Below are 21,197 nucleotides of genomic sequence, written 5' to 3'. Positions count from 1 at the left end.
TCCTTTAGGACGCGGTCTGCGACAATACAAAAAGAATCAAATTTGAAGTGATCACGTGAGCTAAAGGAAGGGGTATCTTTTATGGATCCGGTTATGCTGGCGCGAATCCAATTCGCATCGACAACCATTTTTCACTTTATTTTCGTACCGTTATCCATCGGATTGGCGTTTCTGATCGCCATCATGGAGACGATGTATGTTGTCAAGGGCCAGGAAGTCTACAAGAAAATGGCCAAGTTCTGGGGAAAGCTGTTCCTGATCAACTTTGCGGTCGGGGTTGTGACAGGGATTCTGCAGGAATTCCAGTTCGGGATGAACTGGTCGGATTACTCGCGCTTTGTCGGGGACGTGTTCGGCGCACCGCTTGCGATCGAAGCCCTGCTGGCGTTTTTCCTTGAATCGACGTTTATCGGGCTGTGGATATTCGGGTGGGACCGGTTATCCAAGAAGGTCCATCTGCTCAGCATCTGGCTGGTGTCCTTCGGCACCCTGATGTCCGCCTTCTGGATCCTGGCAGCGAACTCTTTCATGCAGCGTCCGGTCGGTTTTGAGATCAACAATGGACGGGCGGAGATGAATGATTTCTTCGCGCTGATCACGAACGGTCAGCTGCTGGTAGAATTCCCGCACACGATCTTCGGTGCGCTGGCAACCGGGGCTTTCCTGGTAGCGGGGGTAAGCGCGTATAAGCTGCTGAAGAAGCAGGATTTGGATTTCTTCAAAAAATCATTCCACATCGCCATCGTGGTGGGTCTCATCACCTCCATTCTGGTTGCGGTATTCGGCCACCAGCAAGCGCAGTATCTGGTGGATACGCAGCCGATGAAGATGGCCGCCGCCGAGAGCTTGTGGGAAACGAGCGACGATCCCGCGCCTTGGACGGTCATCGCCGCCATCGATCCGGATAAGCAGGAGAATACGATGGAGTTCAAAATCCCGTATTTGCTCAGCTTTTTGTCCTACAGCAAATTTTCCGGCGAAGTCATCGGAATGAAGGAGCTGCAAGCCCAATACGAGCAGGAATACGGTCCTGGAGACTATATTCCGCCGGTCCGCACCACCTTCTGGAGCTTCCGGATTATGGTGGCTGCCGGCAGCGTCATGATTCTGCTGGGATTGTACGGCGCGTGGCTGATGCTGCGCAAAAAAGTCGAGAAGGCCGGCAAATGGTTCCTCAGACTGATGCTGTTCGGCATTTCCCTGCCGTTCATCGCCAACACATCGGGATGGATCATGACGGAGATCGGACGCCAGCCTTGGACGGTATTCGGGCTGATCACCACGGAGAACAGCGTTTCGCCGAACGTAAGCGCAGGCTCGATCCTGTTCTCGCTCATCATGTTTACCGCCATTTATGCGGTGCTGGCAGCCGTGATGGCCTATCTGTTCATCAAAGTCATTAAGAAAGGACCGTATGCGGCGGAGGAAGACGATCACCACGCAAGCGATCCGTTTAATAAGGAGGACTACAATGCTGTCTCTTAACGAACTGTGGTTTGTGCTCGTCGCCGTATTGTTTATCGGGTTCTTCTTCCTGGAGGGCTTCGATTTCGGAGTCGGGATGTCCACGCAGCTGCTGGCCAAAAACGATACCCAGCGCCGGGTGCTGATCAACTCGATCGGCCCGTTCTGGGACGCCAACGAGGTTTGGCTGCTGACGGCGGGCGGCGCGATGTTCGCGGCCTTCCCGAACTGGTATGCCACGCTGTTCAGCGGGTTCTACATTCCGCTTGTCTTTCTTCTGCTGGCCTTGATCGGGCGCGGCGTGGCATTTGAATTCCGCGGCAAGGTGGGCGATGTCCGCTGGAAAAGGGTGTGGGACGGAGCGATCTTCACCGGAAGCGTGCTTCCGCCATTCCTGCTCGGCGTTGTGTTTGCCTGCCTGATCCAGGGGCTCCCGATTAACGAAGAGATGCAGCTGCATGCCGGATTCTTCGATGTCGTGAATCTCTATACCGTGGTCGGCGGGTTGACGATGGTGATGCTCTGCCTGCTCCATGGCTTGATGTTCACGACGCTGCGCACGCTGGGGGATCTCCAGGAACGGGCGCGCCGCATGGCCCGGAGACTTCTGATTCCTGTCACGGCCCTGTTCGTGGCATTCGGGGTGATGACGTATTTCATGACCGATATCTTCGAGAAGCGCGGCGTGGCGTTAACCGTGCTGCTGGTGCTGGCCCTGCTTGCATTCCTGCTGGGCGGATATTTCATGAACGTCAAGCGGGACGGCTGGGCTTTCGGGATGACCGGCGCGGTCATCGCACTCTTGGTAACGTCCGTGTTCGTGGGCTTGTTCCCGCGCGTGATGGTCAGCTCCATCAACGCTGCATTTGACCTGACCATTTATAATGCGGCCTCCGGACCGTATTCCCTCAAGATTATGACGATTGTGGCCGTATCGCTGCTGCCGTTTGTTTTGGGCTATCAAATTTGGAGTTACTTCGTTTTCCACAAACGGGTACATGAGAAGGAGCATCTGGAGTACTGATGGGAAAAGATCTGCTGGGATACAAAGGCGCCAAGACGGTATTCTTCCTTGTCGCCGTATGTACCCTGGCACAGAGCATGGCCATCCTTCTGCAAGCCAAATGGCTGGCGGAAGCCGTATCCGCCCTGTTTGCGGGATCAACGCTGCAGGAGCAGGGGGAGACCATTGCCTTGTTCCTGCTTGCCTTTCTGGCGCGCCACGGGATCTCGGTCGTGCAGCAAGGAATCGCGCAGCGCTTTGCCGAGGAGACGGGCACGAGCCTGAGAAAGCAGCTGCTGGAGGAGCTGTTTCGGAACGGGCCGTCCTTTGTCCGGTCGGAAGGAACAGGCAATGTGGTTACGCTTGTGCTGGAGGGCATCGGCAAGTTCCGCAAATATGCGGAGCTGACCATACCTCGCATGATGGGGGCGGGCATTACCCCGGCGCTGGTATGGCTGTACGTATTCATGACGGACCGGATCTCGGGCATCATTCTGCTGGTGACCATGCCGATCCTGATCGTGTTTCTCATCCTCGTGGGCCTTGCCGCGAGAAAGCAGACCGAACGGCAGCTGGATTCCTACCGGATGCTATCCAATCATTTCGTGGATTCGCTGAGAGGGCTGACCACCCTGAAGTTTCTGGGACAGAGCCGCAAGCACGGCGCGAGCATACAGCAGGTCAGCGAGGGGTATCGTGCAGCTACCATGCGGACGCTGCGCGTGGCGTTTCTGTCCTCTTTTGCGCTGGATTTCTTTACGATGCTGTCCGTGGCGTCGGTTGCGGTAAACCTGGGCCTGCGCCTCATTAACGGCAGCCTGGAGCTGCTGCCCGCGCTGCTCATCCTGATCCTGGCACCGGAGTATTTCCTGCCGGTGCGCATGGTTGGAGCGGACTTCCACGCCACGCTGGACGGCAAGCAGGCAGGGGAAGCGATGCAATCCATCATCCGAGAAGCCCGGAAGGGGCATTCGGGCGGTAGCTCAAGTCCTGTTGCTGAGGAGGGTTCGGCTAACGGCGCGGGTCCATTCGAGCCAACGAGAGCGCTTGAAACCCCGGCGGCAGAAACGATGGAACGAACCTCAACGGGCCTAACATTTAAAATTCAAAATAATTTCTCGGGTCCCAGCCGCAGGCCGCAGTCATCATTCCGTTGGGAAAAGGACAGCGTACTGGAGCTCTCCGGTATCGGCCTCAGACACGAAGAACAAGGGCCCGCTTCATTGGAGGAGGTCACCTTCCGAATACCGGGACGACGCAAGATCGGCATCGTCGGGGAGAGCGGAGCCGGCAAATCCACGCTGATCGAGCTGTTAGGCGGCTTCATGGCGCCAACATCCGGAGCGATGGCGCTGAACGGCATGATGCTGGAAGAATCGAACCGACGCGAGTGGCGGTCGGAGGTCACCTATATGCCGCAGCAGCCGTATTTGTTCGGGGCAACCTTGGAGGAGAACGTGCGCTTTTATGCGCCGGAGGCGTCCAGAGCTCAAGTGGAAGCGGCGGTAAAGGCGGCCGGTCTGTCGGAGCTGGTAAAAAGCTTGCCGGGCGGCCTTGCGGAGATGATCGGCGGCGGCGGACGCGCTTTAAGCGGCGGCCAGGCACAACGCGTGGCTTTGGCCAGGGCGCTGCTTGGCGGCCGGCAGGTTCTGCTGCTGGATGAGCCGACGGCGCATCTGGATATTGAGACGGAGTATGAGCTGAAGGAGACGATGCTGTCCCTTTTTCAAGACAAGTGGGTATTTCTGGCGACGCACAGGCTTCACTGGATGCAGGATATGGATTATATCATCGTCCTGCACCAGGGGCGCGTTGCGGAAACGGGAATCCATGAGGAGCTTATGGCACGACAGGGCGTCTATTACGGACTGATGACATCGCAGATGGAGGGAGTACAATGAAGCAGGAATCGTGGTTTCGACCCTATGTAACGGCAAATTTCTGGCGTTTTCTGCTCATTGTCACGCTGGGCGTGCTCACCATTATGTTTGCCGGGATGCTCATGTTCACATCCGGTTATTTGATCTCCAAATCCGCCCTGCGTCCGGAAAACATCCTGATGGTGTACGTGCCGACCGTAGGGGTTCGCACCTTCGGCATCGGCCGGGCGGTGATCCATTACGTGGAGCGCCTGGTGGGGCATGATACGATTCTTCGCATCCTGTCCCGCATGAGGCTTCGGCTGTACCGCATTCTGGAACCGCAAGCCCTCCGTTTATCTTCCCGGTATCGCACCGGGGATCTGCTGGGGGTGCTCTCCGATGACATCGAGTATTTGCAGGACGTTTACATCCGAACGGTCTTCCCATCGATAGTTGCGCTTGTGTTATATGCCGGGGTCATTCTGGCCGTCGGTCTGTTTGATCCGGCATTCGCCCTTCTGCTCGCACTGTATATAGCGGTGCTGGTTCTGGTGCTGCCGCTGATCTCGCTGCTGCTCACCAAACGGAAGAATCGGGAAGTGAAACAGGCCCGCAGCCACCTCTACCGGAAGCTGACCGACGCGGTCCTGGGCATTCATGAATGGTACGTCAGCGGCCGGCAGACGGAATTCCTGACCGGTTACGAGGCGGATGAAGCCGAGGTGGACCGGACCGACCGTTCGCTTAAGCGCTGGTCGCGCTTGCGCGCCTTTATCGGTCAAGGCGTGGTTGCCGTGACGGTGGTCTCGGTGGTGTATTGGTCGGGACGACAGTATGCGGACGGTGCCATCGACGTTACGCTGATCGCGGCTTTTGTGCTGGTTGTGTTCCCGTTAATGGATGCATTTCTGCCGGTATCCGAAGCCGTTGAGCGGATTCCGCAGTACGGCCAATCGGTTGCAAGGCTCCGGGCGATTGAAAGCGCGGATGCCTCCGAAGGGCGGCAGGACCTGCCGCAGATGCTGGATAAGGCAGAGGTGGAATCCGTCATAAGCCGCGGCGTTCATGTGAAGGCGGACGGCGTCAGCTTCCGCTATGATCAGGGGGCAGACGGCCCATCGGGGCTGGAACCATCCGGCGTGGACAGGGAGGCGTCTGCATTAACCGATGTGTCGCTGGATATTGCTCCCGGCGCCAAGGTAGCCGTCATCGGGCGCTCCGGTGCCGGCAAATCGACCCTGCTGCAGCTGATCCAGGGCGTGCTGGCGCCATCCGGAGGAAGCCTTACCCTAGGCGGCGTGGAGTCAGCGCGTTTCGGCGATGAGATTTCTTCCGTCATTTCGGTATTGAACCAGAGTCCGCACTTGTTCGACACAACGCTTGCGAACAATATTCGGCTTGGCTCCCCGGACGCCACGGAGGCTGAAATCCGGGACGCCGCCGCCATGGCACGGCTTGAACCGTTGGTAGCCTCCCTTCCGGAAGGACTTGGCACCCGCATGCAGGAAGCCGGGCAGCGTTTCTCCGGAGGAGAGCGCCAGCGCGTGGCCTTGGCCCGAATCCTGCTGCAGAAGACGCCCGTTGTCATTCTGGATGAGCCCACGGTCGGGCTGGATCCCAAAACCGAGCGGGAACTGCTGTCCACCATGTTCGCCAGCCTGCAGGACCGCACCTTGATTTGGGTGACGCATCATCTGGTCGGCGTGGAGCGCATGGATGAGATTCTCTTCATGGAAAACGGTCGAATCGTTATGCGGGGCACCCACGATGAGCTGATGGAGCGATATCCGCGGTATCGGAACTTGTACCGTTTGGATCGTCCGGCGGTATAGACAGCCGAGGCGATTTGCCAGCAGAAGAACCGGCCTTTCAGGAGGCGGGTTCTTCTTTTTGTTGCCTTCTTTTTTCTTATGAGTCCGATAAAAGATCGGAATCCACGCGGCTTCTGGAAAGATGTAACATTAGTCTTAAGCAGGATCAAGGGTTCATTACAACGTTAGGGGTGTGGTATAGGGTGGATTCGAAACGGTTGGTGAACGTATTTCGTCATTTTGCCGAGCGGGAATGTCCGGGTTCCAGCGTGTTTTATGAGTATTTGGCCCGGCATATTGCCGATGATGAAGAGGTGCTGCAAGTCGCTGCGTTGGTTCCGTCCGGCCAGCCCGTGCCCAATATGCTGTTCGGAGCGGTTCAATACTTGCTGCTTCAGGGCGAGGGTCCGGAGCTGAGGGCGTATTACCCCGGCCTTGCGGAGCACCCGAAGGAGATGGCCTCCTGTTATCCCCATTTCCGGGCATTCGTGCTGGAGCATGAAGCAGCCATTATCGGAATCCTGAAGCGCAAACGGGTACAGACGAACGAGGTCCGTCGCTGCGCGTACCTGTATCCGGTGTTCTGCTCCATTTATGACAAGGTCCGGAAGCCGCTTGCCCTAGTGGAGCTTGGAACGAGTGCCGGATTGCAGCTGCTGTGGGATCAATACAGTTATTCCTATGGAGACACGGCGAGTTACGGCCTTACGGAATCGAAGGTGCACATTACATCGGAGATCAGGGGAAACCGCAAACCGTTCCTGCTGGCCTCCAGTCCGCCGGTTGTTTACCGGATGGGGATCGATCTGCATGTGAATGACGTACGGAACCCGGAGCATTTCTTATGGCTGCGAGCTTTGATTTGGCCGGGCAATCACGATCGGGTGTCCATGCTGGAGCATGCGGCGGAAGCGTTGAAGCAGCAGTCAGACGTACGTTTCCGGGAGGGGGATGGGACGGAGCTGCTGCCTGACATCGTGAAGGAGATTCCGGAAGAGGCCGTGATCTGCGTGTTTCATACGCATGTGGCCAACCAGATTTCGGAGGCGTCCAAGCAAAAATTGCTGCGGCATCTGAGCGAGATTGGAAGCAAGCGCGATATTGTGCACGTCTACAACAATATGCAGGATGAGAATCTGCATGCCGAGTATATCCTCGGGGGCGTGCCGAGCAAGTTTACGGCGGCACGCACGGATGGGCATGCGCGCTGGTTCGAGTGGCTGTTATAAGGCCGGGAGATGATTGACTCAGCCTGAATAAGGACGGCGAACGGAACGGTGACCGCCGTTCGTTACAAGTCATATGCCCGTAAACGACCGCGAGCCCGGAAGGCAGCCGGGCTGAGACTTAGAGAACAACAGCCGCAGCCTTCATCGCGTATATTTTTTTATTGGGCAAGTCTGTGTCATAATAGGAGAGATGGAATATAAAGCGCTTTATGCTATGCGATTGAACCCGAGGATCGGGCTCTTCCACGGTGGAAGGGCTCTCGTTCAGGGCATGGCAGCATTCAAGGAGACCAAAGGAGGAAGTTGGGATGGATTATCGTATTGAGAAGGATACCCTGGGTGAGATTAAAGTGCCTGCGGATAAGTTATGGGCAGCGCAGACACAGCGCAGTTCCGAGAATTTCCGGATAGGAACCGAAACGATGCCGAAGGAGATCATTCGGGCGTTCGCGATATTGAAGAAGAGCGCGGCCATCGTCAACGGCAAGCTCGGCAAGCTGGATGCAGATAAGGTGGATGCGATCACAACCGCGGCCGACGAGATCGTGGACGGCAAGTGGGATGAGCATTTTCCGCTGGTGGTTTGGCAGACCGGCAGCGGCACGCAGTCCAACATGAACGTGAACGAAGTCATTGCGAATCGGGCCAATCAGCTGCTCGAGCGAAAAGACAGCACGCTGCGCGTTCATCCCAACGATGACGTCAACAAATCCCAAAGCTCCAACGATACGTTTCCGACGGCGATGCACATGGCTGCGGTCGTGGCCATGGAAGATCAAGTGATGCCTGCGCTCCGCCGCTTGAAGAAAACGTTCGAGAAGAAAAGCGATGAATATAAGGACCTGATCAAAATCGGCCGTACGCACCTTCAGGATGCAACGCCGCTGACGCTCGGACAGGAAATCAGCGGCTGGCACCGGATGCTGGAGAAGTGCGAATTGATGCTGGCTTCGGCCGTAGAACCGCTGCGCGAGCTGGCTATTGGCGGCACCGCCGTGGGTACCGGCATTAACGCGCATCCGAAATTCGGAGAAATGACGGCGGCCGAAATCAGCCTGCAGATCGGAAAAAGCTACGCGTCCGCCAGCAACAAGTTCCATTCGCTGACCAGCCATGACGAGATCGTATTTGCCCATGGGGCGCTGAAGGCACTGGCTGCCGATCTGATGAAGATCGCCAACGATGTTCGCTGGCTGGCAAGCGGTCCCCGTTCCGGCATCGGCGAGCTCACGATCCCTGCCAACGAACCGGGAAGCTCCATCATGCCGGGGAAAGTAAATCCAACCCAGAGCGAAGCGCTGACGATGGTGGTCTGCCAAGTGATGGGCAACGATGCCACGATCGGTTTTGCGGCAAGCCAGGGCAATTTTGAGCTGAACGTCTTCAAGCCGGTCATCATTTATAATTTCCTGCAGTCCGTGCGTCTGCTGTCGGATGCCATGGATTCGTTCGACCAGAATTGCGCCATCGGCATCGAAGCCAATCTTGACGTGATCCGCGCGAACATGGAGCGGTCGCTAATGCTGGTGACGGCGCTGAATCCGCATATCGGATACGAGAATGCCGCCGCCATCGCGAAACGTGCGCATCAAGAAGGGACAACGCTTCGTGAAGCGGCGCTGGCAAGCGGTCTGCTTAGCGGAGAGGATTTTGACCGGATCGTCCGTCCGGAAGAAATGATACACCCGAAGGAATAGGAGAGTTTTTTTTGAGCTTTATTTCAAGGCAGGTTTCCCGTTGAACCAAGAGCCCATTTCACCACGGTGATGTGGGCTTTTATGGTTGATTAGAAGAAGTTACCCGCCGGGCTGAACGCATTCGATCATCGCAAGAAAAACATCACGGAACGCCGCTCGTCTGATGCAAAAGTGCTTCGATCGTTTATCTCCGGCTTCGCAGCGGTTATAATATGGTGACAGCATCTGACAATACTTCACAAACAAACGTAAGAAGGACGGATGATAACTTGAAGAAACATCAATGGATGGCTACGCTGCTCTCTCTGATATGCACCGGGCTCGGGATGTTTTATATCGGGACGCCGGGCATGATCATAGGCGGAATGCTGCTCATGGCGCTGCAGGGAGCGGCTTTGTTTATTTTTTTCATGACACTGGGATACTTGGGCTTGATTATCGGTCCGCTAGCTATTGGGCTTCATATTATAGGTTTGATCATACCGGTCATCTACTTCAGCTACCGATCGCCCAGGAAACCGATGTTCGACGAGAAGCGGCGGCGTCAGCTCGCCTCCCCTTGGAAAATCGTCGTGCGGACGATCATCGGACTGGCCCTGTTCGCAGGGTCGATTTACGCCGGGTACACCTGGGGATCCGCCCCGTTCATGAAGACGGCTGCAGAGAAACGCGAGGTTCAGGAAGCGGCGGAGTCCTATCTGGAACAGAAGTACAACGAACCCTTTAAGGTCACGGATGTGGATTATACCTGGGCCATAGGCTCGTATAATCTTACGGCCCACCCGGAGCAGGCGCCAGAGCTTGAATTTACGCTGAGCAGCAATGAAGCCAGCCCTCCCGTCATATCCAATGATACCTACCTGAACCGGCTCTGGGGACAGCAGCTGAGGGACCGGCTGAAACCTCTGCTGGATGAGCTTTATCCGGACCAGGCGTTTGGGGAGGCGTTTGTCTTCGCAGGTAGCGACACGGTAGAGCGTGATTATAGCCAACTGGCGAATAACGCCGATGGCGATGTCAGCCAGAACATAAGACTGATCGTATTCGCGGATTTGACGGCGGATAATCTGGCGCAGGAGAAGGAACGGGTGCTGGAGCTGATTCGGCGGCTGCCTTCGGTGACGGTGCCGGGGGAGACGGATCTTACCATCGATTATTACGCTGCGGATTTGAAGACGCCGGAGAGCGTGAAGAAGGTGGAGCAGGATATCGATTATATGAAGGGGAAAACCAGTACCTACAGCTTCAGGGTGTTCGACATTTCGGACATTACGTCCGCGGATGACATCGAGATCAAAGGGCTGGAATGAGGATTTTGCTGGAGTATAAATTGATTCTAGATTCAGAAGCCAGGCGGAGTGGATAACTCCGCCTGGCTTCTTGCTGATGAATCATGATCCAACATGTGAAGGGAGCCTTCGTTAATGCAGGGACAGCTGGATGCTGCGTCCTTTCGGCGTCTTCGTCATGGTCAGCTTTAAGTTCAAGGCCTTGGCCATGTCGCGGACAGGGACGTAGAGGGTGCTCTTTATGAACAGGGGACCGTCGTACTTGCTCTTGTCCAGCTTGCAGTGGTCCGATTCTTCGGCACACAGCCTCGCCGGTTTATAAATGTCGATATCGTTCACGCTCATCTCTTGCGTAGCCCGCCGTACGATCGTATATCCCCAGCTGTCGTTTCCCCATACCGATACTGGGGGACCGCTTGCCGCTTTCAGGTCATATTGATGAAAGTTGCCCAGCTCCTCCTGCATCGTATACGAGATTTCGTATCCCATTGCATCGGCTAAGGATTTGAGCGGAACGTACGCCTTGCCTTTGCGAACATGGACGTCCTTTATATGGGTGCCGCCGACGTTTACGTAATAGCCTTCCGCTTCGTTAGCGGCTGCTTGCTCGCCCTGCCAGATGAGGGAAGCGGCTAACAGGACGCTGGTCAGCGCGAAGAGCGATATCCTTCTGAATTTCTCGATCGTCATAACCTCCTTGCATACCGAATGGGTGTAGGCAGCCGAATGGGGAGCCTATCTACTATATAGACTCTTTTTCCGATCCATTGGTTAGCCCGTTTTCGTAAGAAAATAAGGACAAGCCTGCGAATGTAAGCTCTTTAGGAACCTTGATTCAGGCTAGCCCGCAGCTGTCAGCAAGGAATCCAGCACCACTAGGATCCGGTATTGCGCCATTATGGGGAAGCCGATGGGGGAGGCAGAGAGCATGCATGATAAAAGGACGGACCAAGCTGATGCGCTTGATCCGTCCTTTTATTGAGGGGCTTCTTATGTCATGGAGAAGCACCTATGCATAGGTGGAACCGGCCTCGCATTACATGCTCACGGTATTCCGGGCATCCCGGTAACCGGACAGCTTGTTAACGAAGAAGGTGATCAGGAACGAACAGAGCAGGCTGGCCGCCATCGAGATCAGGAAGCCCATCGTGTTATTCGATGTAATGGGCCCGATGAAGGAGGGCACATAGGCCGTCCCCCGGACCCCGAACAAACCGACGAGCATGCCGCCAAGTCCAGCCGAGGCAATCGCTCCGGCAAATACAAGCTTGTTCGAAAACATGAACGGATAGGCGGCCTCAACGAAGGTGCCAAACCCCATGTTGATGGCGAATCCGGGGGCTGCGACGGCGGCTTCTCCCTTATCCCGCGGAGCGATAATATTGGCTAGCGTGATGCCTGCGGATACCATCACCAAGCCGACCATATCGACCGCGCCGAGGAAGCTGTTGCTGGTTGTTTCCATCTCCAGCAGCACAATCGGCAGGATGGCCGCATGATAGACGCCGCCGATGATGGCGGGCCAGATCAGCAGGCCGGCAATCAATCCAGCCATGGCGGGGCTCCAGGAGACAAGGGTCTCGATCAGGAAGCGGATGCCTTGCCCTGCGCTCAGCGCAATCGGCGCAATGAGGAAGTAGACCAGCAAACCGGCAATCAGTCCCGACACGCCGCCGGCAACAATGTTGACCGTCGTAGCGGGGAAACGCCACTCCACGCATTGGCGGAATATGTAATGGACGATAATGCCTGCGCCGATCCCGCCGATGATGCCGCCGATAATGCCTCCTTCAACGGACAGAACGCCTGCCACGATGCCCGCCACGATGGACACCTCGTCCAACTCGGAGACCTGTTTGGCCGCAATGACCGCAACGATGACCGGCAGCGCCTTAATCAGCAGGTCAAACACTTCGGTCAACGAAGATAACCCCGGGATTTTGCTGACCGCCAGGATCAGGGCCATGCCGATGAAACCGGGGAGGGACGCCATCATGATGCCCCGAATATTGATTCTTCGCCATGGAGATGAGCTGCCGGACGCCGCATGGATATTTGCGGACGCATTCCCGATGACCGGCCGGTACGTAAGCCGCCAATGCTTGCTGAGGGAAGTGACAAAGGTGACCGCGCGCGTTCTGTTGGTGGTTCCGGTTGTGCCCGAAGCCGCAATGACATGCGCGCCTTTGGTTTGGATGATGGCCATGGAGGTTCCGCCCGTACCGGTCACCGGCAGGCGGAATTTGGCAGCGGCCTCAATGGCATGCCGGTTGCTGCCCTCCGGGTCGGCGCTCATGACGATGATGCCGTCAATTTCGCCGAGTTCAATCTGCTCGGCAATCTCCCGGTCCAACCGCTCGGCCGCCTGATTGACCTGCTGAAGGGTGCCTTCAGCGACAATGATGGGCTCTCCTTGGGAAGAGCTCCAGCTGTAAAGAGCCGCGGGCGTCGTATCCTTGGCTGCGTCCATGGAGACCTGGGCGGCGATAAACTGCAGGGCCCCGCAGGACAGGCCGGCGCTATCGAGCTGCATCAATATCTCATCCAGCAGTTTGCGCGGGTCTTTGCCGCCGAGATTGTACAGATTGCCGCCGCTGCTTCCGATGATGGCGATTTGACGATTCATGACTTGCTGCCCCCAATACGTTAGAAATAAGATAATTTCTATATTACAGCAGAGTTATAACTTGTTAAAGTGTTAAAATGCGATCCTGCCAAATCAAAAGCCGCCATGCATACCCGGTAAGGGCTGCATGGCGGCTTAGTCATCTAGTTGTCTATTCGTTGCTTTCGCTGGCCGCTGCAACGGCAGAGGCTTCCTCCGCCGCTTCTTCAGGCGTTTCTTTGACGATTTGCAGCTTCGTATAGCGGTGGGTCTTCTTCTCGATGACGGTGAACGTCAGGTCATTGTACCTCCACGTATCGCCTTTGGCGAGTTCGGAGTTATGACCGTACAGCCAGCCGCCGATCGTATCCAGGTCATCGGTGCTCAGGTCCGTATGAAGCAGGTCGTTGATCCGGTTAATGGATACCTTGCCGTCTGCGATGATGCGGTTCGGCTCAGGCTGGGTCAGCTCGCGCTCTTCATCCTCGTCGAATTCGTCGCGGATTTCGCCGACGATCTCCTCCAAAATATCCTCGATGGTGATCATGCCGGACGTACCGCCGTATTCGTCGATCAGGATGGCCATATGCGTGCCTTCCTGCTGCATTTTTCGAAGCAGCTTCTTGATCGGGATCGCTTCGGATACCGTCATGGCCGGATGAATCAGCTTGGTCAAGTCGATATTGGAATTGTCATCGAACTCCAGGAAGAACTGTTTGGTGTTCACCATGCCGACGATCTGATCCTTGTCTCCGCGGACAACCGGGAACCGGGTGTACTGCTCGCGCTTGATAATCTGCAGGTTGGCGGCAAGCGGCTTGTCAACATACAGACAGATCATGTCGGTACGAGGTACCATAATCTCTTTGGCAAGCATATCGTCAAAAGCAAAAATTCGGCTTACATAACCGTATTCGGCTTGGTTAATCTTTCCGCTCTCATAGCTGTCGCTGAGAATCATGCGGAGTTCTTCTTCCGAGTGAGCCTCTTCATGTTCACTTGCCGGATGCATGCCGAACAGGCGAACGATTTTATTGGCCGATCCGTTCAAGAGCCAGATGAACGGGTACATAATCCGGTTGAACCATATGATCGGCGTCGCGCAGAGGAACGACACGGCTTCAGCTTTATTGATAGCGATCGTTTTCGGTGCAAGTTCACCGATAACGACGTGAATGTAAGTCATGATAATAAATGCAAGCAGGAATGAAATCAGCGATGCGATTGCCGCAGGAATGGCAAGGCTGTCAAACACCGGGTGCAGAATCTTCTCGATGGTCGGTTCCCCGAGCCAACCGAGACCGAGCGCCGTGATGGTAATCCCGAGCTGACACGCGGACAGATATCCGTCGAGATTCGAAGTTACCTTTTTAACGGCAAGAGCGCCTTTGCGCCCTTCCATCACCAATTGGTCTACCCGGCTGGGACGAAGTCTTATGATAGCAAATTCCGTCATAACGAAAAAAGCGGTAGCTGCGATAAGTACAGCGACTAGGAATAAATTCAAGCCTATATTGTCGTCCAAACAAAACACATCCTTTTTGTTATCTGATCTGAATTAGTTTTTTAATAACCAACGTTTACTATGCATGGCTGTCAACATAATTCGATCGAAACTTCAAAGGTTCTAGCAGCATGTGCTTGAGGAGCAAAAACATATCGGTATCCGTGTTGCATGTAACGTTATGCAAGGAAAGCAGAGACACATGGCGTTTCGACTCCAGCATCAACCGAACGGGCTCCGGACTTTTGGGTACCGGCGTCGGCGCTGGAAGAGTGCCTTCAGACGCTTCCATCCCCTGCGTCGCCGCAGCGGAATCGGTGATGTCCACTAGGGGGACATTACAAACGGAAGCAATCAGCAGTAAGCCAAGTGTGGAACATATAATTCTGTTTATCCTTCGTATGGGGTCCAAGTCGGATCGTCACTCCTACAATTCGTAATCGATTTGCTCTAAAAAATATATGGCTTAATTGTCAGCGTATGAATATGAAGTGATTTGAGTAGTTGTACGTAATTTCACCACGAACGCGGTCTTCAAAACAAGGTATATTGCTATTAATCATAAGAAAAAGTAAGCCACTATGTCAAATAACAGTCGCACTCGGCTATATAAATCCTTATATATCAAGGGTTTTTGATGATCGCCAGGCATACAAAAAAAGACAACTCTCCAAGAATTCCGGAGAGTTGTCCCATGCAGCAAGGGCCTATTTATGGTATGGCAGCTGTCTGATATAACTGTCGGACAGATGAAGCAGCTGGAGCGAGCGTTCGAATTCTTCCTTGGTAGCCTGGGTCTTCTTCACGTCCGAATTCGGAAGCGGATGCTTGGTTCCGTCCTCAAAGCCGATGCCCGGAATGTACAGGGTCGTATTGTTGATGAACGTACCCGAAGGCAGATAATACCGCTCCGGCAGCAAATTATTATCGGTGTGGTTCAGCAGATCCTGGCCGAAATGAAGCTGATTGTCGATCGATACGCCAAGCAGGTTGGACACCGTCGGCAAGAGGTCGATTTGTCCGCCGACCTGCTCCTTCACTTCAGGCTGAATTCCCTCGCCATGGATGATAAGCGGAATGTTGATCATATCTCCGGAGGTATATTCGCGGCCGTAAATTTCGTGCATCAGTTCTTTATCCTTGTGGTCCAGGGAGTAAATCGGCAGTCCAAGATGATCGCCGTAGAGAACAATCAAGCTGTTATCCCATACGCCGTCTTTCTTCAGCTGCTCGATGAATTTGCCGAGCGCGTCATCGGCATAATTCTGGGAACGGATGTAGTCGCCGACAAAGGTGCCTTCATATCGCTCCGGCAGGGTCATCCGATATTTATCCTCAGGAATCGTGAACGGATGGTGAGCCGACATGGAAATGACCTGGGTATAGAAAGGTTTACCGGCATCGTTCATTTTCTTCAGCTCGGCGGCCGTTTTGGAGTACAGAGCGTCATCCGAGGCGCCGAAGAACAGCTTATCGTCTTCCCCGAAGAACGCTTTATCGTAATAACGGTTGAAACCGAGCGCCTTGTACAGCTCCCCGCGGTTCCAGAACTCCACGACGTTGGTGTGGAAGGTTGCGGTATCATATCCTTCCCCTTGCAGCAGTCTCGGCAGGCTTGGCAGAACCCTGTCCGCATAATGCTGCGTAGCCGCACCCCGCGGCGGGATGTAGAAGGAAGTATTCACAACAAACTCGGCATCCGAGGTATTGCCTTGACCGACGTTCTGGTAGAAGTTCGGAAAGTAATTGCTCTCGCGGGCCAGCTTGTTAATGTTAGGCGTAATTTCCTTGCCGTCAATCTTGAGGTCGACCAAGAACTTCTGGAAGGACTCCATCTGGATGATGATCAGATTCTTTCCTTTGGCGACACCTGTAAGCAGAGCCTCTTTATCGGACGCTTCCAGACCTTTCAATGCGTTGACTTTATCCTGGGTAATGGTTTTGGCATCCACGAGCTCTTTATTCTCCTGTTGGAAAATCGTATAGGCCTCGTAGTTCAGAATCCCCATTTCCTGGGCCTTCACGATTTCGTTCATGCTTGCGCGGTTCGGCATGATCTGGAACAGGCACAGCATTAAAGAGACAACAAAAACAATCGGGATGATCTTGCGTTTTTCTTTTTTTGCATGCCGAGTCTTCCAATTTTTAACGCGGTCGCTGCGCCACAACAGAACAAACATCACAATGATATCCGTGAAGATCAGCAGATAGTAAGGGTCCATCAAGGAGAATACGCTGTTGCTTACCGCGGTTACCTGGTTCACCTGCTCTAACGCGTGATAGGTAACGATGACACCGTAATATTTATAATACATAATGGCTGCAAAGAAGATGGCGGTCAGCAGCAGGTTAACGCTCATATAGGCCGTCAGCTTTCGCTTGGAGGCAAACCATTCGATCAAGCTGAACACAAGCCAGATAAAAGGAATTTCCGTAATCAGCGGTTTCCATGGCATGACATCATCAAAAATGACCGTCCAGGCCAGGTAGCTTTTGAGCAGCATAATAACAGAGAAAAATATAAATGGCTTCGTAATCGTTAACCGAAACCGCGAGGTGGAGAACACCTGTATCGCCTACCTTTCAGGGCCGCCACAGACCTGTTCGCAAAACTTCGGCGGCTATTCGTTTTTTAAGGATACATAGACGTTATTCTTACTGTAGATTTACGTTCCGTATACCATTTATTTAACAAAACTAATGAACAGAATTTATTATGACCTCTTCGGAGGAGGTTGTCAAAGAGTTAAAGTAAGTCCCAAAGTTTCCTATAACAACACAAAAAGACAACGAAAAAACCGGTCGTCGCCGGTTTTGTCAGAGTTTTAGCAAATATTAATAAAGAAAGGACATGATCAGCGGTGCGGTTCCGAGGGTGAAGAGCGCGGCGACGATCATCGAAATGCTGGATATGGTTCCCGAGAGGGAACTGAATTCGAATGCTTTGGAGGTGCCGGTTCCGTGGGCGCTGGTCCCAAACAGAACCCCTCTCGCGATATCGCCCCGGATTCGGAAGATCCGCATGACGGCAGGTCCGATCATGGACCCGAGAATCCCGGTCATAATGACGAAGACGGCGGTCATGTTCGGCACGCCCCCGATCACCTCGGATACGTTCATGGCGATAGGCGTCGTAATGGAGCGCGGCACCAGGCTGGTAGCCAGAGAGCTGTTCAGGTGCATCCACTTTGCGAGAAACGCGGAAGATAACATGGCCAGCACCGATCCCGTCAGCACGCTGAGCATAATCTCGGCCGCGTGTTTCTTCAAGGTTTGGAAGTTCTTGTACAGCGGCACGGCAAAAGCGATCGTCGCCGGTCCGAGCAGCTTGCTGATCCACTGCGCACCTTCATTGTATGATTCATAGGATACGCCCGTTTGTGTCAATATCACAACAATCAGCACCGGCGTGATCAGGAGCGGCGATAAATAAACCTTCGGCAGGCGGCGATACAGCCTTTTGGCCCCCCCGTAAATCCCGATCGTTAACAGTAGGCCGAGAATGACGGTCAGCAGGATGTTCATGGCGTTTTACGCCCCTTTCTGGATGAGATGAAGCCGGCCGTCAGCCCAGAGCTTACCATCACGATGACGGTGCTGAACAAAACGACGGCCAGAATCTGGAGCCCTTCGGCTTCCAGCATCGGGAAATATTTCATGATCCCGACCGCGGCGGGGATAAAGAACAGCAGCAGTTCGGCGAGAAGCCAATTGGCGCCGAGCTCGATCCACTCCAGACGGAGGATCTTGGTTTCGAGAAGGATAAACACAACAACGATTCCGAGAATGCTGCCCGGAATTCCTATATTCAGCCAGGCGGCCAGTTGATCCATCCCTAAGGAAAGAAGCATGAATCCGGCCACTTGAAGCGTTCCTTTCAACATGTTGACCATGACCGGCCTCCTTATTTTCATTGGTATTGAAATTTTACAACGATAATTTTCATAGGTAAAATGCATATATCGAATGATAAGTATTCCATTTATCTATACATAGCCAAAAAGTGAAAGGAGCATCGGGAATGGACATACGGCACCTGGAGTATTTTCTTGAGGTAGCGAGGAACCAGAGCTTCACCAAGGCCGCAGAGAAGCTTTACATTACGCAGCCGACGATCAGCAAAACGATTCGCAACATGGAAGACGAGTGGGGCGTCACCTTGTTCTATCGTCAGGGCAAACGGATTGAGCTGACCGACGCCGGCCAAATCATGTACCAGCAGGCCCAGCAGATGGTGGAATCCTTCCAGCGGGTATCGGCCGAGCTGGAAGATCTCATGAACCTGAAGCGCGGCCATCTGCGCATCGGGCTTCCGCCCATGGTGGGCTCAAGCTTTTTTCCCGAAGTCATCGGGCAGTTCCACCGGGAATATCCGAAGATTACGATTCAGCTGATCGAGGACGGCGCTAAGAAGGTGGAGGCGGACGTGGAGAGCGGCCAGACGGACATCGGCGTCGCCGTGCTGCCTGTCAATGAAGACGTATTCCATTACTATTCCTTCGTGAAAGAGAAGCTGAATCTGCTTCTGCATCCGTCCCATCGGTTGGCCGGAAGGGAGCATGTACACCTGAGTGAGCTTGCTGACGAGGCGTTTGTGTTGTTCCGCGAGGACTTTACGCTCCATGACCGGATTATCCGCGAGTGCGTCAGCGCCGGCTTCGAGCCGCGGGTGGTCTACGAAAGCTCGCAGTGGGATCTCATCAGCGGCATGGTTGCCGCCAATTTGGGGATCGCGCTGCTTCCCGAAACGATATGCAAAGAGATCGATTCTTCGCGCGTGACGATACTGCCGCTGGACAATCCATCGATCCCGTGGCAGCTCGGGATGATCTGGAGGAAAGACCGCTACCTGTCCTTTGCCGTCAGGGAATGGATCAGCTTTACGCGTTCCCTGCTGGGCGAGCATGAGTAAGTTTGTTATAAATTGAAGGCCATTTCATACATTTTCACGCCTTGGACATAATATCCATAGTAAAGAGAACCCATTTACAAGCTTTATAACCAAGGAGGAGTGACATTCGTGAGTGGCCAAGATCATGATACTAATAATGGAATAAACCAAGAACGGGCAGGATACGCCGAGAATTGGGGCGAGACGGAGCGGGAGGATACGCTGACCAACCGGCAGGGACATCCGATTTCGGATAATCAGAATGTGCGAACGGTCGGGAATCGGGGGCCGATGACCCTGGAGAACTATCATTTTTTGGAGAAAATCACGCATTTTGACCGCGAACGCATTCCGGAGCGCGTCGTGCATGCCAGAGGTGCCGGAGCGCATGGATATTTCGAAGCCTATGGAAAAGTAGGCGACGAGCCGGTTTCGAAGTATACCCGGGCCAAGCTGTTCCAGGTTGAAGGCAAGCGCACGCCGGTATTTGTCCGCTTCTCGACCGTGATCCACGGTTCCGGCTCGCCTGAAACGCTTCGGGATCCGCGCGGGTTCGCCGTGAAATTCTACACCGAGGAAGGCAACTGGGATCTGGTCGGCAACAACCTGAAAATATTCTTTATCCGCGATCCGCTCAAATTCCCGGATATGGTCCATGCGTTCAAGCCGGATCCGGTATCCAACGTTCCGGGTCCCGTAGGGATGTTCGATTTCGTCTCCCGTTCCCCGGAAGCGACGCATATGATCACGTTTGTGTATTCCCCTTGGGGCATCCCGGCCAACTACCGCCAAATGCAGGGCTCCGGTGTGAATACATATAAATGGGTCAATGCAGAAGGCACCGGCGTGCTCATCAAATATCATTGGGAGCCGCTCAAACAGGGGATTAAGAATCTTACGCAGGAAGAAGCGAACAAGATTCAGGGCATGAATGACAGCCATGCGACGCAGGATCTGTACGAAGCCATTGAACGCGGGGATTACCCGGAGTGGGAGCTGTGCGTGCAGATTATGAGCGACGACGAGCATCCCGAGTTGGAATTCGATCCGCTGGATCCGACGAAGCTGTGGCCGGAGGATCAATTCCCGTTCCTGAAGGTAGGCAAAATGGTGCTGAACAAAAATCCGGAGAACTACTACAATGAAGTGGAGCAGGCGGCCTTCGGCACGGGCGTGCTGGTTGACGGGCTTGATTTCTCGGACGACAAGCTGCTGCAGGGGCGTACCTTCTCCTACTCGGATACCCAGCGGCACCGCGTAGGAACGAACTACCTGCAGCTGCCGATCAATGCGCCGAAGAAACGGGTCGCTACCAATCAGCGGGGCGGGCAGATGTCCTTTTTCGTGGATAAGGCGCCTGGTCAAAGCCCGCATGTGGATTACGAGCCGTCCATGACGGATGGGCTGGTGGAAGCATCGCAGACGGCGAAGCCGCATCAGCCGCATTACGATGCCAACCTCGTGCGGCAGAAGCTGGATCGCACGCTGGATTTCAAGCAGGCCGGGGATACGTACCGAGCGTTTGAGGATTGGGAGCGAAACGACCTGATCAACAACCTCGTGGGCGCGCTGATCCAATGCGATATCCGGATTCAAGACAAGATGGTGGAATATTTCACGAATGCGGACGAGGACTATGGGCGCCGCGTGCGGGAAGGACTCGAGCAGGCAAGGAAGGGCTCGAACGAGACCGTCCGGGAGCAGGCTGTTGAGGATGCAAACCGTATGGGCCACGAGGCAGACCCTTATTAATCCTTTGCCGGCCTTAGAGAGGCCGTCCCGCAAACGAGGATAGCTCCGAAATAGCGAAGCCGCCTGCACAAGAATGACGTGCAGGCGGCT

15 protein-coding genes are annotated in these 21,197 nt (G+C 54.5%); 9 read left to right on the top strand and 6 right to left on the bottom strand.

Going from position 1 to position 21,197, the window contains the following annotated elements; genetic code table 11:
• The first annotated feature begins 81 nt into the window (after positions 1-81).
• From P0X86_RS31060 to P0X86_RS31030, 7 genes are all read left to right on the top strand, one after another.
• The gene (locus P0X86_RS31060; RefSeq protein ID WP_009590394.1) at positions 82-1,485 is read left to right on the top strand and encodes a cytochrome ubiquinol oxidase subunit I; all 1,404 of its coding nucleotides are present in this window, start codon (positions 82-84) and stop codon (positions 1,483-1,485) included.
• On the top strand, positions 1,472-2,488 hold the full coding sequence (gene cydB, locus P0X86_RS31055) for a cytochrome d ubiquinol oxidase subunit II (protein WP_277747267.1): 1,017 nt from the start codon (positions 1,472-1,474) through the stop codon (positions 2,486-2,488). Before P0X86_RS31060 ends, cydB begins: the two co-directional genes overlap by 14 nt.
• A complete protein-coding gene (gene cydD / locus P0X86_RS31050) occupies positions 2,488-4,368 on the top strand; it encodes a thiol reductant ABC exporter subunit CydD (protein ID WP_277747266.1) in 1,881 nt (626 codons plus the stop codon). The genes cydB and cydD overlap by 1 nt, the downstream gene beginning before the upstream one ends.
• Positions 4,365-6,161: a thiol reductant ABC exporter subunit CydC gene (cydC, locus tag P0X86_RS31045; protein WP_277747265.1), complete on the top strand. Its 1,797-nt coding sequence runs from the start codon at positions 4,365-4,367 to the stop codon at positions 6,159-6,161. Before cydD ends, cydC begins: the two co-directional genes overlap by 4 nt.
• A 182-nt stretch (positions 6,162-6,343) precedes the next feature.
• The gene (locus P0X86_RS31040) at positions 6,344-7,369 is read left to right on the top strand and encodes a DUF2332 domain-containing protein (protein ID WP_277747264.1); all 1,026 of its coding nucleotides are present in this window, start codon (positions 6,344-6,346) and stop codon (positions 7,367-7,369) included.
• Positions 7,370-7,677: 308 nt separating this feature from the next.
• Positions 7,678-9,066: a class II fumarate hydratase gene (gene fumC, locus P0X86_RS31035; protein WP_192570340.1), complete on the top strand. Its 1,389-nt coding sequence runs from the start codon at positions 7,678-7,680 to the stop codon at positions 9,064-9,066.
• 269 nt (positions 9,067-9,335) lie between these two features.
• Positions 9,336-10,376: a hypothetical protein gene (locus P0X86_RS31030; RefSeq protein ID WP_213580711.1), complete on the top strand. Its 1,041-nt coding sequence runs from the start codon at positions 9,336-9,338 to the stop codon at positions 10,374-10,376.
• Positions 10,377-10,487: 111 nt separating this feature from the next.
• Here P0X86_RS31030 and P0X86_RS31025 read toward each other — a convergent pair whose 3' ends face one another.
• From P0X86_RS31025 to P0X86_RS31000, 6 genes are all read right to left on the bottom strand, one after another.
• Positions 10,488-11,045, bottom strand: coding sequence for a hypothetical protein (locus tag P0X86_RS31025; protein WP_213580710.1), 558 nt, complete (start codon positions 11,043-11,045; stop codon positions 10,488-10,490).
• A 346-nt stretch (positions 11,046-11,391) separates the two neighbouring features.
• A complete protein-coding gene (locus P0X86_RS31020; RefSeq protein WP_096775791.1) occupies positions 11,392-12,981 on the bottom strand; it encodes a PTS sugar transporter in 1,590 nt (529 codons plus the stop codon).
• A 151-nt stretch (positions 12,982-13,132) separates the two neighbouring features.
• On the bottom strand, positions 13,133-14,485 hold the full coding sequence (locus P0X86_RS31015; protein WP_096775792.1) for a hemolysin family protein: 1,353 nt from the start codon (positions 14,483-14,485) through the stop codon (positions 13,133-13,135).
• A gap of 686 nt (positions 14,486-15,171) precedes the next feature.
• Positions 15,172-17,031, bottom strand: a complete 1,860-nt coding sequence (locus P0X86_RS31010; RefSeq protein ID WP_277747263.1) for an LTA synthase family protein — start codon at positions 17,029-17,031, stop codon at positions 15,172-15,174.
• A 268-nt stretch (positions 17,032-17,299) separates the two neighbouring features.
• Positions 17,300-17,989, bottom strand: a complete 690-nt coding sequence (locus tag P0X86_RS31005; protein WP_009590333.1) for a CidB/LrgB family autolysis modulator — start codon at positions 17,987-17,989, stop codon at positions 17,300-17,302.
• Positions 17,986-18,357 (bottom strand): CidA/LrgA family protein, encoded by a 372-nt coding sequence (locus P0X86_RS31000; protein WP_009590362.1) that lies wholly within the window; start codon positions 18,355-18,357, stop codon positions 17,986-17,988. The genes P0X86_RS31005 and P0X86_RS31000 overlap by 4 nt, the downstream gene beginning before the upstream one ends.
• A 128-nt stretch (positions 18,358-18,485) precedes the next feature.
• Here P0X86_RS31000 and cidR point away from each other — a divergent pair, with 128 nt between their 5' ends.
• Both cidR and P0X86_RS30990 read left to right on the top strand, forming a co-directional pair.
• Positions 18,486-19,376: a cidABC operon transcriptional activator CidR gene (gene cidR, locus P0X86_RS30995; protein WP_009590398.1), complete on the top strand. Its 891-nt coding sequence runs from the start codon at positions 18,486-18,488 to the stop codon at positions 19,374-19,376.
• Positions 19,377-19,484: 108 nt separating this feature from the next.
• Positions 19,485-21,107 (top strand): catalase, encoded by a 1,623-nt coding sequence (locus P0X86_RS30990; RefSeq protein WP_481858206.1) that lies wholly within the window; start codon positions 19,485-19,487, stop codon positions 21,105-21,107.
• Positions 21,108-21,197: the final 90 nt, after the last annotated feature.

Source organism: Paenibacillus sp. BR1-192, from assembly GCF_029542445.1.
In the GTDB taxonomy this organism is placed as follows: domain Bacteria; phylum Bacillota; class Bacilli; order Paenibacillales; family Paenibacillaceae; genus Paenibacillus_AQ; species Paenibacillus_AQ lautus_A.
The sequence above is the reverse complement of the archived record's forward strand: the minus strand, read 5'-3'. Positions and strand labels throughout refer to the sequence as shown.